Source organism: Ruegeria sp. HKCCD4315 (assembly GCF_013112245.1).
Taxonomy (GTDB): Bacteria; Pseudomonadota; Alphaproteobacteria; order Rhodobacterales; family Rhodobacteraceae; genus Ruegeria.
Map to the genome: position 1 here is coordinate 3,008,251 of NZ_WVRN01000001.1, position 12,651 is coordinate 3,020,901.

Genomic DNA, 12,651 nt, shown 5'->3' on the forward strand with positions numbered 1-12,651 from the left:
CTTTGTCTAAATTGAAAAAAGCCGCCCGAAACGGCGGCTTTTTTCATGCTTTGCGGATAAGGCCGATCACGAACAGCAAAATCACGGCCCCAACGGTCGCAAAGAAGATCGATGAAAAGAACCCTCCGCCCACCGAAAAGCCAAGCGCCGGGAAAATCATGCCCGCCAAAAACGCCCCGACGATTCCAACGATGATGTTACCCACAAGGCCAAATCCACGGCCTTCCATGATCTTGCCTGACAGCCACCCGGCGATCGCGCCGATGAAAAGCATTGCCAAGACACTGCCGAAAACCATGCTAAGCTCCTGAGTTGTTTCTAGCCGCAGTCCAAAGACTGCGGCCACTGTATTGCAGCACAAAAACCGGGATCAGACCAAAAAGCCACCGTCCGAATCGTCACCGGCCTCTTCCATCAGACGGCCCATGTCGGGAATGGTCACGTGGCGCTTACCTTCCAGCGTGATCACGCCTTCCTTTTTCAAGGCCGAGATCTGGCGGCTGACAGTTTCAAGCGTCAGACCCAGGTAATCCGCCATGGCTTCGCGTGTCAGGGGAAGGTCAAACACAATCGGTCCCGCCAGACCTTTCTGACTGATCGACGCATCCCTGCGTGCGATGATCGACAATAGGCTCGCGATCTTTTCCCGTGCAGTCTTGCGTCCAAGCACCAGCATCCATTCGCGGGCAGCGTCAAGCTCGTCCAGAGTCATCTGCAACAGACGATGCGCAATATGCGGTGTCGTCGCCATCAATTCTTCGAAGGGCTTCTTGCGGAAGCAGCACATGACGACATCCGTGGTCGCCTGCACATCGTAGGGCGCAGCCTCACGCCCGGGTCGGCCGACAAAGTCACTGGGCAACAGCAAACCCACCATCTGTGTACGCCCGTCTTCCATAGTCTGTGTCAATGACGCGATCCCGGCCACGACCGAGCCTACAAAATTCATCTGGTCGCCGGACCAGATGATCGTTTGTCCCGCCTCGAAGCTGCGGTAATACTTAATGCTTTCAAGCTCTTCCAGCTCATCGGCATCGCAACGGGCGCAGACTGCTCGGTGTCGAATCGGGCAGTCTTCGCAATTGGAATGATCAAACTGTGCTTTTACTGTCATGCGCGTTCCTACTTGATCTCCATCAAAGCAGCCAAGTTGTCGGTGCCATAAGGGTATCGCCATGATAGTGAAACCACAATTGGCAAAGCTTGGACTTTTTGACGCGAAAGTACCGCGTTACACAAGCTACCCCACCGCCCCCCACTTTAGCAATGATGTGGGAGCAGACATGTTTGGCGACTGGATTTCGGGGATCAAACCCGGCAGTGCCATTTCCCTGTACATCCATGTTCCGTTCTGCCGCAGGCTGTGTTGGTTCTGTGCCTGCCGAACACAAGGAACCCAAACCGACAACCCGGTTATTGCCTATGTGGACGTTCTGAAGGCCGAGTTGGACCTGCTTGCAGCCCGCCTGCCCGAAGGCGTGGTGCTGTCGCGCCTGCATTGGGGTGGCGGCACGCCGACCTTGCTGAACGCGCAGCTGATGCGCGAATTGGCGCAGCATATTCTGGGTATCGTACCCATGGGATCTGATGCCGAATTTTCGGTCGAGATTGATCCCAACGAAATTGATGAAGCCCGTCTGGATGCGTTGGCGGACGCAGGTATGAACCGTGCCTCGATCGGGGTGCAGGATTTCGACGACGAAATTCAGAAAACCATCGGTCGTATTCAAAGCTACGACACCACCCGCGACGCCATCGACATGATCCGTGAACGTGGCATCACCAGTTTGAACGCAGATATCCTTTATGGCCTGCCGCATCAGACAAAGGCCCGGATGACCGAAAGCGTGCAGAAGCTTCTTTCGCTCAGCCCGGATCGCGTGGCTTTGTATGGCTACGCGCATGTGCCCTGGATGGCGAAGCGCCAACAGATGATCCCTTCCGACGCGCTACCCACGCCGGAACAACGGCTCGAGCTGTTCGATACCGCCCGTCGTCTGTTCCTGTGGGACAACTACGCCGAAATTGGCATCGACCATTTCGCTACACAGGATGACGGGCTGACCCATGCCTTGCGCGCGGGGCGCTTGAAGCGGAACTTCCAGGGATACACCGACGATCAGGCAGACGTTCTAATCGGGGTCGGGGCCAGTTCGATCTCGCGCTTTCCGCAAGGCTATGCGCAGAACGCCTCGGCCACCTCGGCGCACACAAAAGCCGTCCGTGACGGACAGTTTTCAACAGCCCGTGGACATCTGTTCAAAGGCCAGGACATTCTGCGCGCACGTCTGATCGAAGCGCTGATGTGTGATTTCCAGATCAACAGCGCTGAAATCCTGCGCGACCACGACGTCTCGGCCGCCACGCTGAATGATATGTATCACTCCGCCAACGCCGATTTCGACGGGCTTCTGCGGATCACTGATGACGGGCTTTTCATCCCGCCCGAAGCGCGCGCGTTAACCCGGATGATCGCCCGCAGTTTTGACGTGTATGACCTGAGCAAAGCCGGGCACAGCTCGGCAATCTGACCTCTTCGCTGCGGGCAATTTCTGGCCCGCAGACCACAAAACGCAACGGGGGCTTGACGCACGCCTGCGGTTTTTCCCACACTCGTGCTGTGGGGTGAAGTTTCGCCCTGCACCCTGAGGCGGGCAAAATACAGACAGTCCTTGCCGACGCAAATGCGGCGGATGCCCCTTTCGTGCAGCCATTCTGCAACCTGAAAGAGGGACAACACTCATGCGCGTCTTCACCGTCCTCGGGCCCAGCCAATCGGGCAAATCTACCCTGGTCGAGGCCATCAGCCGCCTCGACGGGCGCCCCACAACATTCGATGTTTCCGGAACCGTGCATTTGCACGGTTTTTCTTACCTGGACGAGCCCTGGTGCGCGATCGACGTGGATGGCGGCGGTGATGCACTGGCCTATGTCGGGCCTGCAATGGCCATATCGGACGCCGCCGTGGTGGTCGTGCCACCCGACCCGAATGCCGCTGTTCTATGCGCGCCCTACCTGCGACTGGTCGAAGAAGCGGGCATCCCCTGTTTCCTTTTCATCAACCGGATGGACAATCCCAATGGCCGCATCCGCGACATCATCGCGGCCCTGCAAACATATTGCACCCATCATATCGCCTTGCGTCAGGTTCCGATCCGCGAAGGAGACACGATCATCGGCGCGGTCGATCTGATCTCGGAACGGGCCTGGAAATATCAGGAAGGCCAACCCTCGGCCCTGATCGAACTGCCGCAATCCGTGGAAGATCGAGAGCAGGAAGCACGAACCGAGTTGCTGGAAACCCTGTCCGATTTCGATGACCATCTGTTGGAACAGCTGATCGAGGACAAACAGCCGCCAAATGACGAAGTGTATGATCTTGCCGCGCAGGTCCTGCAAAATCACCAGTTGATCCCCGCGTGCTTGGGTGCAGCGAGCCATGGCAACGGGCTGACTCGCCTGATGAAAGCACTGCGACACGAAGCGCCTGAATTTGATATCGCCGCAGGACGCGACGAGGCTGCAGACAGCGCCCGCGCAATTGCCGGCTTTGCAGATGTCAAAAAGCACATCGGAAAGATTGTCGTTCTGCGCGGCCTTGGGGACGGTGTACAAGCGCACGAGGCGTTGGGCGGTGAAACCGTAGGAAACCTGACAACGCTGGATGCCAAAACCCAAATCGCGACACTGGAGGCCGGGCAGATTGGGCTGGCGGTGAAATCCGACCACCTCAACCCTGGCTATATCTACGACAGCTCTTCTGCGACAGAGCTGCCGGAATGGGCGTCCTCCCACCCGGTTGCGCATCGTCAGATCGTCTCACCCGCGCATGAGCGGGACGATGTGCGCCTGTCCAACGCCCTAAGCCGACTGGCCGAGATCGACCCCGGCCTGCACCTGCAGCAAGATGAGTTGAGCGGCCATTCGATTCTTGGATCACAAGGTCCACAGCACATGCGTCGCGTAACCGCCAAGCTGGCTGAGGATTTTGGGATCGAGATTGAAGCGGATCAGGTCGAAACCGCCTATCGCGAGACCATCCGCGCACCCGTCGAACATCGCCACCGTCATCGCAAACAATCCGGCGGGGCAGGACAGTTTGCCGATGTGGTGATTTCGGTCGCACCCCTGCCACGCGGATCGGGGTTCCAGTTCGAAGAGGTGGTTAAAGGCGGTGCAGTACCCAAGAACTATATTCCGTCGGTGGAACACGGTGCCAAGGACGCGCTGGAACAAGGCCCCGAGGGATTTCCGGTTGTGGACGTCAAAGTGACCCTCAGCGACGGCAAACACCATAATGTGGACAGTTCGGACTATGCGTTCCGCACCGCAGGCAAAAACGCGGTACGCGAAGCGCTGCCTCAGGCCAAACCGGTGGTTCTGCAACCGATTCTGACCGCAGAGATTCACCTGCCATCGGACTTTGTTGGCGATCTCGTGCCGACGATCAGTTCGCTGCAAGGGCAAGTTCTGGGATTTGAGGGCAACCCAAATGCGTCGGGATGGGAGATCTTCAACGCCCAGATCCCCGCCGTGACCGAGGATGAACTGCATCGCACTCTTGCCAGTGCCACGCGCGGAACCGGGTGGGTCAAGTTGACCTTTGATCACTACGAAGAACTGCGCGGGCCAGTGCCGAAAGCGGCGACCAAAGAGAAGGCAAGCGCTTGATAGGCTGAGAAAGGCGGGCTGATCTCAGCCCGCCGCTGCAATCAGCTCGCGGGTATAGTCGGTCTGGGCGTTTTCGAACAAAGCCTCGGCCGCACCCATTTCCACCACATCCCCATTCCGCATAACGATCACGTTGTGCGACATCGCCCGTACGACTTTCAGGTCGTGGCTGATGAACAGATAGGCCAACCCGTATTTCTTCTGCAGATCGCGCAGCAGATCAACGATCTGAACCTGCACCGTCATGTCCAGCGCGCTGGTCGGCTCGTCCAGTACCAGCAGTTTGGGCCGCAAAACCATCGCACGCGCAATTGCGATACGCTGGCGCTGTCCGCCTGAGAACTCGTGCGGATACCGGTCCATCGCCGCAGGATCCAGCCCCACTTCGGTCATCACCTCAGCAACCAGCTCACGCGGGGCGCGGTGAGGGTCAATGTTGTGAATGGCCAGACCTTCCGCAATGATCTGCTGACAGGTCATGCGTGGGCTGAGGCTGCCGAACGGGTCTTGAAACACGATCTGCATATCCTTGCGCAACCTGCGCAATTCGCGGGTAGACCATCTTCGCACATCCTGATCGCGGAAGGTTATGCCGCCCTCGGACGCAATGAGGCGCATGATCGCAAGCGCCAGCGTGGTCTTGCCAGAGCCGCTTTCGCCGACGATTCCCAAAGTCTCACCTGCGCGCACGCTAAACGTGGCGTCATTCACAGCCTTCACATAGCCAACGGTACGCTTCAGAAATCCGCGCTGGATTGGGAACCAGACCTTCAGGTGATCGGTGCGCGCGACCTCTTCCGCGTCTGAGGCAACCGGTTCGGGCTGACCCGAAGGTTCCGCGGCCAAGAGTTTCCGGGTATAGGGATGCTGTGGGTTGTCAAAGATGTCCTGCGTGACACCGGTTTCGACAATCTCACCATCCTTCATCACACAAACACGGTCGGCAATCCGGCGTACGATTCCCAGATCGTGGGTGATGAACAGCATCCCCATATTCTCGGATTTCTGCAATTCGGCCAACAACTCGAGTATCTGCGCCTGAATGGTCACGTCCAACGCCGTTGTCGGTTCGTCGGCTATCAGGATGTCCGGCTTGTTGGCCAGCGCCATTGCGATCATCACCCGCTGCCGTTGCCCACCAGACAACTGGTGCGGATAACTGTCCAACCTGTCTTCGGGGTCGCGGATACCAACCTTGGTCAGCAGCTCCAAAATCCGACCTCGAGCCGCGTCGCCGGTCACACCCTGATGCAGCGCCAGCGATTCCGCCATTTGCTTCTGAATCGTGTGCAGCGGGTTCAGCGAGGTCATCGGCTCCTGAAAGATGAAGCTGATGTCATTGCCACGGACATCCATAAGATGCTGCTCGGACGCACCGATCATCTCTTGCCCATCATAGGTCACCGATCCTTCGACCAGTGCACTGTCACCCAGCAGTGACACCGTCGACAAAGCCGTTACGGATTTGCCTGAGCCGGATTCGCCCACCAATGCAACGGTTTCACCCCGATCTACTGTGAAGGAAACGCCTTTGACTGCGGCACTGACCTGACCGTCCTGCCGAAACGAGACCTTGAGGTTGTTCACATCCAGCAAGCTCATGAGAAGGTCTTTCTAGGATCAAACGCATCCCGCACGCCTTCGAAAATGAAGACCAGCAGCGACAGCATGATGGCAAAGGTGAAAAAGGCAGTGAAAGCCAGCCACGGGGCTTGCAGGTTCTGTTTTGCCTGCAAGGTCAGCTCTCCCAAAGACGGTGCCGAAGACGGCAAACCAAAGCCCAGATAATCCAACGAGGCCAGGCCGCCGATGGTTCCTGTGACAATGAATGGCATGAACGTCAGAGTGGCCACCATTGCATTGGGCAGCATATGGCGGAACATGATGGTCATGTTGCCGACGCCCAGCGCCCGTGCAGCGCGCACATATTCAAGGTTCCGCGCCCGCAGAAACTCGGCGCGCACCACGCCGACCAATCCGGTCCAACTGAACAAGATCATCAACGCAACCAACAGCCAGAAACTTCGGCCCAGGACAGCGAACATGATGATGATCACATATAACGAAGGCGTCGCTGACCAGATCTCGATGATCCGCTGAAATATCAGATCCAGCCAACCGCCGAAAAACCCTTGAATGGCACCAGCAAAAATGCCGATCAGGCTGGCGGCACCGGTCACAAGCAGTGTGAACAGGATCGACAAGCGGAAACCATATATCACCCGAGCCAACACGTCGCGTTTGGTGTCATCCGTGCCCAGCAAGTTCTGACCGTTGGGCGGTAGGGGCGCGGCCCCAGGTCGATCTACCGATGTGTTGAAGGAGTATGGGATCAACGGCCAAAGCGCCCAGCCGCGCTCGAACCCTTCCGCCTGGAAAGTCCCGGCGTCGATTTGTTCAATGATGCCTTCGGGATCGTCGAAACACTCTTCCAGTCCGCCGCTATCGATCAAGCATTGAACCTCGGGATCGCGATAAATGGCTTCCGTCTGGAAGTCCCCACCAAATTCGGTTTCTGCATAGAAATTGAAGATGGGCGTATAGAAATCACCCCGGTACTTCACGAGGATGGGTTTGTCATTTGCGATGAACTCGGCGCACAAGGACAGGCCAAACAGAACCGAGAATATGATGAGCGACCAGAACGCGCGCCTGTTGCGGCAGAAGTTGCTCCAGCGGCGCTGATTCAGAGGAGAGAGTGCCATTTACCCCTCCCGCTTTTCGAAGTCGATGCGCGGATCGACCAACACATACATCAGATCGCTGATGATCCCCACAACCAGCCCCATCAGGCCGAAGATGAACAAGGTGCCAAAAATCACCGGGTAGTCCCGCGCCACGGCAGCCTCGAACCCCAGACGGCCCAGACCGTCCAGCGAAAAGATGGTCTCGATAATGATCGAACCACCGAAGAACACGCCTATAAACACCGCCGGAAAACCGGCAATCACGATCAGCATCGCGTTTCTAAAGACATGGCCATAAAGAACTTTGCGTTCGCTCAGTCCTTTGGCACGGGCCGTCATGACATATTGCTTTTTGATTTCATCCAGAAACGAGTTCTTGGTCAGAAGCGTCAGCGTCGCAAAGGCCGAGATCGTGAGCGCAATTGTCGGCAACGCAATATGCCAGAAATAATCCGCAATCTTGCCGAAGAGGCTGAGGCTCTCCCAGTTGTCGGAGGTCAATCCGCGCAGCGGGAAGATCTGCCAGTAAGACCCACCCGCGAACAGCACCAGCAGGAGGATCGCAAACAGAAAGCCCGGGATCGCATAGGCCACGATGATCGCCCCGCTGGTCCAGGTATCGAACTGTGATCCATCTTTTATCGCTTTGCGGATGCCCAGTGGAATAGAAACCAGATAAGCAATCAGGGTCGACCACAAACCAAGCGAAATTGAGACCGGCATCTTTTCAAGCACCAGATCAATTACGCTGATCGAACGGAAATAGCTCTGCCCGAAATCCAGGGTCAGATAGTTGCCCATCATAATCAGAAAACGTTCCAGAGGCGGTTTGTCGAATCCGAATTCTTTTTCCAGCTCAGCAATGAACTCGGGCGGCAGGCCGCGTGCGCCGATATAGTCGTTGTCCCCAGCAGGCCCCGAGGTGTCCGCGCCGGCTTCACCGCCTCCAGCAAATCCCGAGAACACGTCGCCCTGCCCCTGAGCCTGCGCAACAATTTGTTCGATTGGTCCGCCCGGCACAAATTGCACCAGAACAAAGTTTACAACCATGATGCCAAGCAGGGTCGGGATGACCAGCAGCAGACGTCGAAGAATGTAGGCGCCCATTTTATTGCAAAGCGCCTTCCGCTTTCAAAGCCGCTGCTTTTTCCGGGTTGTACCACCAGATCGACAGTTCACCCAACCCGCTGGGCGGCGGGTTGTCTGTGTAGGGCCGCTCGTACATGTCAAAATATGCGATGTTGTGCACCGGCTTGTACCATTGCGGTATCCAGATGTGTTTGGCCCGTAGGACGCGGTCCAACGCCCGGACCGCAGCATTCAGGTCTTCGCGGGTGGTGGCCGCTTCGATATTCTGGATCAGCTGGTCTACGGCTTCGTCCTTCAGACCAGCAATATTGTTCGACCCTTCTATGTCAGCTGAGTCTGACCCGAAAATACCGCGCAACTCGGTTCCAGGTGTCTGGGACATGGCATAACGCTGAACAACCACATCGTATTCGAACTTTTTCTGGCGTTGAGTGGCCTGAGCCGCGTCAACACGTTGCGCCGTGGCATCGATACCCAAACGTTCCAGGTTGTCGACGAACGGCAGGATGATCCGGTCAAAGGACGGGCTGTCGTTCAAAAACTCAACGCTCAGCACTTCGCCGTCCGCATTGCGGCGTTTCCCATCGTCACCTACGGCCCATCCGGCCTCGTCCAACAGCTTTGACGCACGACGTAAGGCACGACGATCACCGGCATTGGCCGGGTTGGACTCGGCGGGTGCAAAAGCGGGATCCGTGAAAACGCTGTCTGGCACCTGCCCACGCAGAGGTTCAAGCAGTTCAAGTTCTTTTTCAGTGGGCATCCCTTCGGCCTGCATGCCCGAGTTTTCCCAGAAACTATCTGTCCGAGTGTAAAGCCCGTGGAAAAGACTTTGGTTCGACCATTCGAAGTTGAAGGCCAGACCTATCGCCTCACGCACACGTGGGTCGCTGAATTTGTCGCGCCGCAGGTTGAACCAGAACCCTTGGGTGCCTGCTGGTCGACCGTCTGGCAAGGTTTCGACTTTCACCCAGCCTTTGTCGATCGCAGGAAAATCATACCCCGTTGCCCATAGGCGCGAAAGGAACTCCTCGCGATAGGTGTATGCACCTGCTTTGAAGGCCTCAAACGCGGTCGTGTAGTCTGCGAAATACTCGACCTTGATACGGTCGAAGTTATTTTGTCCGACGTTCACCGGCAAGTCCTTGGCCCAATAGTCATCACGCCGCTTATATGTGATTGACCGTCCCGGCTCGACACTTTCAAGCTCATAGGCACCAGATCCCATTGGTGCTTCAAGGCTTGTTTCTTCAAAATCAACAGTTTCGTAGTAAGCCTTTGACAGGATCGGCAGACCCGCGGCGGTCAGATAGGCTTCGCGCAAGGCACCGTCGGGTTTGAAGGTGAACTTGACTTTGTGGGTATCCAATACCTCAGCGCCTACAAAATCCTTGAACAGCAATTTGTAAGACGGGCGTCCCTTGTCGCGCAGAGTTTCAAACGTAAACACGACGTCTTCGGCAGTCAGTGGCGAGCCATCTCGAAACCGGGCTTCGGGGCGCATGTTGAAAATCACCCACTCTCTGCTTTCGGGGTATTCTGCGGTTTCCGCAACAGATCCGTACATCGCGTCTGGCTCATCCAGGCTGCCACTCATCAGAGTATCGTAAAAAACGGAAGCAAGCGCGCCGGGGTTACCCTTGAGAATAAAGGGCGTAAGGCTGTCAAACGTCCCAAAGGCCCAGGTCGAAATCTCGCCCCCTTTGGGTGCATCAGGATTCACATAGTCGAAATGAGTGAAATCCGGGCCGTATTTCAGATCACCGAAAACAGACAGGCCATGGCTGACCGTCACTGTATCATCGTCGGGCAATCCGGTTGCAAACGCCAATCCGGCAGAACTGGCGATGACCGCAGCCGAAATGCATATCGCCGCAGCCCAGGGCCGTAATTTAAGATCACGCGCAGCGGGCATCAGGGATTTCATGTGGCTCGTCCTCTCGGTCAGTGTCTTCACCAATGTCGTAACCGCTAGCTAAAGTGCCAACGCTAACAGTTTCAAGTTTAGAATGCGTGAGCGCTTTGTGAAGTTTCCTTCAGACAAAAAAAGCCGCTGCACAGGGCAGCGGCCTTGGAAATCTTTGATCTGACGGGCAATCAGTTGCCGATTGTCTGCAGGTAAGCAATCACATCTGCGCGATCCTGCGGCTTTTTCAGACCCGCAAAGCTCATCGATGTGCCCGAGATGTAGGCGCTTGGGCGTTCCAGGAAGGCATCCAGAGCTTCAGGCGTCCAGTTGCCGCCATGCGCCTGCATGCTGGCCGAGTAGCCTGTAAAGCCTTTAGCCGACGCAACAGGACGGTCCACAACAGCGTACAGGTACGGGCCAGTACCGTTTGCGCCGTCTTCCAGCTTGTGGCAGGCAGTGCATTTGCGGAACACTCTTGCACCTTTTTCGACGTCAGCGGCGGCCAGCAGGTCTTCAAAGACCACTTCTTCACCATCAGCGCTTTCGCCCGAGCTTTCGGTTTCGATAATGTAGGCGGCCTCAGCGTGGCCATGGCCACCGGAAGAATAGAGGACATCCGCCCCCCATTTGGCCAGAAGCAGCACCAGGAAAGTGCCGAACAGGCCTGCGGCGGCCTTGGTAACTGTCATCGTGTCGAACATTGATCGCGAGTCCATTTCAGCTGTCTGGGCTGCTGTCTAAGGCTTCCCCTTGCGAGAGGCAAGGTATAGACACCGCGACGAAACGACCAAATCGCGAACTTGTTGCATGGAATCGACCAAATGACCAATCGCATCGCATTTCAGGGCGAACCAGGCGCCTATAGCCACGAAGCATGTCGGAACGCACGGCCCGAAATGGAGGCCCTGCCTTGCCGGACTTTCGAAGATGTGATCGAATCGGTTCGTTCAGGTGCGGCGGATCTGGCGATGCTGCCGGTCGAAAACACGACCTACGGACGAGTCGCCGATATTCACCGGCTGTTGCCTCATAGCGGCTTGCATATCATCGACGAAGCATTTGTGCGGGTACATATAAACCTGTTGGGCGTCCCCGGCGCAAAACTGGAAGACATTACCGAGGCACATTCCCATCTGGTGCTGCTGCCGCAATGCGCAGGATTTCTGAAACAGCACAACATTCGCGGACGTGTCAGCCCCGACAACGCACGCGCGGCGCGCGAAGTGGCTGAGGTGGGCGACCTGCACTCTGCGGCGCTGGCCAGTGAGTTGGCTGGTGAGATCTACAACCTGAATGTGCTGGCCCGCCACATTGAGGACAGCGACGACAACACGACCCGTTTCCTTGTGATGTCTCGACAGGCCGACCTGGCGCGTCGCGGAGAACATGGAATGATCACCAGCTTTGTGTTTCAGGTCCGCAACATCCCTGCGGCGCTGTACAAGGCGATGGGCGGCTTTGCCACCAACGGCATCAACATGACCAAGCTGGAAAGCTACATGGTTGACGGGTCGTTCACTGCGACGCAGTTTTATGCAGATATCGTTGGTCATCCGGATGACCGGAACGTTCGGTTGGCCATGGACGAGTTGGAACACTTCACAACCAATGTGGAAATCCTGGGCGTCTATCCGGCAGCGCAGCCCCGCGGATAGGCTACTCTTCCTTAGGTTGGGCGAACTCAGATTGGCGCAGGTTGCTGCGCCTAGCCACGTAGCAAGCGATCATCTCGCTAATGCGTTTGGGTGTTCGACTTGGCAACCTGCCTCTTCTGCTCAATCGCGTTGTGAAACAGCGCACCGGCGTTTTCTAGGCACCGTGCAGATGCCGCTGCTCCAACTCGCGCGCAAACTCACTCAGCCGGGATTGCAATTGTTTGCGGAATCGGGACTGACCCAGTTTCACCGATTGCAACAACAGACGTGCAGGCAGGGTTTTGGCCGCCAGTGACATCTCAAGGCTCAGGCGCGTTCTGCGCGGCGACAGGGCCAGAAAATCAACACTGGTCAGACCGGTCATGCCCTTGCTGGAGGCTTCAAATCGCATTTGCGAAGGTCGGTCAAAATCCGTCATCACCACCGACATTTGGCGCAGCTTGCCCCGCAGCTTGAACTCTGTCTGCCACTCAGTCCCGGTAACAAAGACCGCTTCGGACCCCAAGCGCCGTACGTCGATTCCCCGGCGCATGGCCATACGTTCGAACCGTCCGAAATCCGACACCATGTCGAACACTGCGTTAATGGGGGCTTCGATATCCTCACGGGCTGAAAACTGCATGATACCCTTTGATGTTTA

11 protein-coding genes are annotated in these 12,651 nt (G+C 56.8%); 3 read left to right on the forward strand and 8 right to left on the reverse strand.

Features of this window, described 5'->3' with window-relative positions; translation table 11 throughout:
- Positions 1 to 43: 43 nt before the first annotated feature.
- Positions 44 to 298 carry a GlsB/YeaQ/YmgE family stress response membrane protein gene (locus GS646_RS14920; RefSeq protein ID WP_171095978.1) on the reverse strand — a complete coding sequence of 85 codons (255 nt, stop codon included), beginning with the start codon at positions 296 to 298 and terminating at the stop codon, positions 44 to 46.
- Between the two features lie 72 nt (positions 299 to 370).
- Positions 371 to 1,114, reverse strand: coding sequence for a transcriptional regulator FnrL (gene fnrL / locus GS646_RS14925; protein ID WP_171095976.1), 744 nt, complete (start codon positions 1,112 to 1,114; stop codon positions 371 to 373).
- Between the two features lie 61 nt (positions 1,115 to 1,175).
- Between fnrL and hemN the strand changes: the two genes are divergently transcribed.
- Positions 1,176 to 2,531, forward strand: a complete 1,356-nt coding sequence (hemN, locus tag GS646_RS14930) for an oxygen-independent coproporphyrinogen III oxidase (protein ID WP_171188729.1) — start codon at positions 1,176 to 1,178, stop codon at positions 2,529 to 2,531.
- Positions 2,532 to 2,742: 211 nt separating this feature from the next.
- Entirely contained in the window at positions 2,743 to 4,671 is a 1,929-nt protein-coding gene (locus tag GS646_RS14935; protein ID WP_171188727.1) for an elongation factor G, read from the forward strand.
- Positions 4,672 to 4,695: 24 nt separating this feature from the next.
- On the opposite strand, the gene GS646_RS14940 is transcribed toward GS646_RS14935, so the two are convergent.
- The 5 genes from GS646_RS14940 to GS646_RS14960 all read right to left on the reverse strand — a co-directional run bounded on the left by GS646_RS14940 (position 4,696) and on the right by GS646_RS14960 (position 11,057).
- Positions 4,696 to 6,273, reverse strand: a complete 1,578-nt coding sequence (locus GS646_RS14940; protein ID WP_171188725.1) for an ABC transporter ATP-binding protein — start codon at positions 6,271 to 6,273, stop codon at positions 4,696 to 4,698.
- Positions 6,270 to 7,376, reverse strand: coding sequence for an ABC transporter permease (locus GS646_RS14945; protein WP_171095968.1), 1,107 nt, complete (start codon positions 7,374 to 7,376; stop codon positions 6,270 to 6,272). Before GS646_RS14945 ends, GS646_RS14940 begins: the two co-directional genes overlap by 4 nt.
- Positions 7,377 to 8,465 carry a microcin C ABC transporter permease YejB gene (locus GS646_RS14950; RefSeq protein WP_171188723.1) on the reverse strand — a complete coding sequence of 363 codons (1,089 nt, stop codon included), beginning with the start codon at positions 8,463 to 8,465 and terminating at the stop codon, positions 7,377 to 7,379. It abuts the gene before it with no gap.
- 1 nt (position 8,466) lies between these two features.
- A complete protein-coding gene (locus tag GS646_RS14955) occupies positions 8,467 to 10,374 on the reverse strand; it encodes an extracellular solute-binding protein (protein WP_253746736.1) in 1,908 nt (635 codons plus the stop codon).
- 170 nt (positions 10,375 to 10,544) lie between these two features.
- On the reverse strand, positions 10,545 to 11,057 hold the full coding sequence (locus GS646_RS14960) for a cytochrome c family protein (RefSeq protein ID WP_171096040.1): 513 nt from the start codon (positions 11,055 to 11,057) through the stop codon (positions 10,545 to 10,547).
- A 120-nt stretch (positions 11,058 to 11,177) separates the two neighbouring features.
- Here GS646_RS14960 and GS646_RS14965 point away from each other — a divergent pair, with 120 nt between their 5' ends.
- The gene (locus GS646_RS14965) at positions 11,178 to 12,011 is read left to right on the forward strand and encodes a prephenate dehydratase (protein WP_171188721.1); all 834 of its coding nucleotides are present in this window, start codon (positions 11,178 to 11,180) and stop codon (positions 12,009 to 12,011) included.
- Positions 12,012 to 12,165: 154 nt separating this feature from the next.
- On the opposite strand, the gene GS646_RS14970 is transcribed toward GS646_RS14965, so the two are convergent.
- Entirely contained in the window at positions 12,166 to 12,633 is a 468-nt protein-coding gene (locus GS646_RS14970) for an SRPBCC family protein (RefSeq protein ID WP_171188719.1), read from the reverse strand.
- Between the last annotated feature and the right edge of the window lie 18 nt (positions 12,634 to 12,651).

Bases quoted from the DNA above. Each gene is read 5' to 3' on its own strand.
- GS646_RS14940 (WP_171188725.1), bottom strand. From the start codon at position 6,273: ATGAGCTTGCTGGATGTGAACAACCTCAAGGTCTCGTTTCGGCAGGAC.
- GS646_RS14945 (WP_171095968.1), bottom strand. From the start codon at position 7,376: ATGGCACTCTCTCCTCTGAATCAGCGCCGCTGGAGCAACTTCTGCCGC.
- GS646_RS14970 (WP_171188719.1), bottom strand. From the start codon at position 12,633: ATGCAGTTTTCAGCCCGTGAGGATATCGAAGCCCCCATTAACGCAGTG.
- GS646_RS14950 (WP_171188723.1), bottom strand. From the start codon at position 8,465: ATGGGCGCCTACATTCTTCGACGTCTGCTGCTGGTCATCCCGACCCTG.
- fnrL (WP_171095976.1), bottom strand. From the start codon at position 1,114: ATGACAGTAAAAGCACAGTTTGATCATTCCAATTGCGAAGACTGCCCG.
- hemN (WP_171188729.1), top strand. From the start codon at position 1,176: ATGATAGTGAAACCACAATTGGCAAAGCTTGGACTTTTTGACGCGAAA.
- GS646_RS14920 (WP_171095978.1), bottom strand. From the start codon at position 298: ATGGTTTTCGGCAGTGTCTTGGCAATGCTTTTCATCGGCGCGATCGCC.
- GS646_RS14935 (WP_171188727.1), top strand. From the start codon at position 2,743: ATGCGCGTCTTCACCGTCCTCGGGCCCAGCCAATCGGGCAAATCTACC.
- GS646_RS14955 (WP_253746736.1), bottom strand. From the start codon at position 10,374: ATGAAATCCCTGATGCCCGCTGCGCGTGATCTTAAATTACGGCCCTGG.
- GS646_RS14965 (WP_171188721.1), top strand. From the start codon at position 11,178: ATGACCAATCGCATCGCATTTCAGGGCGAACCAGGCGCCTATAGCCAC.
- GS646_RS14960 (WP_171096040.1), bottom strand. From the start codon at position 11,057: ATGTTCGACACGATGACAGTTACCAAGGCCGCCGCAGGCCTGTTCGGC.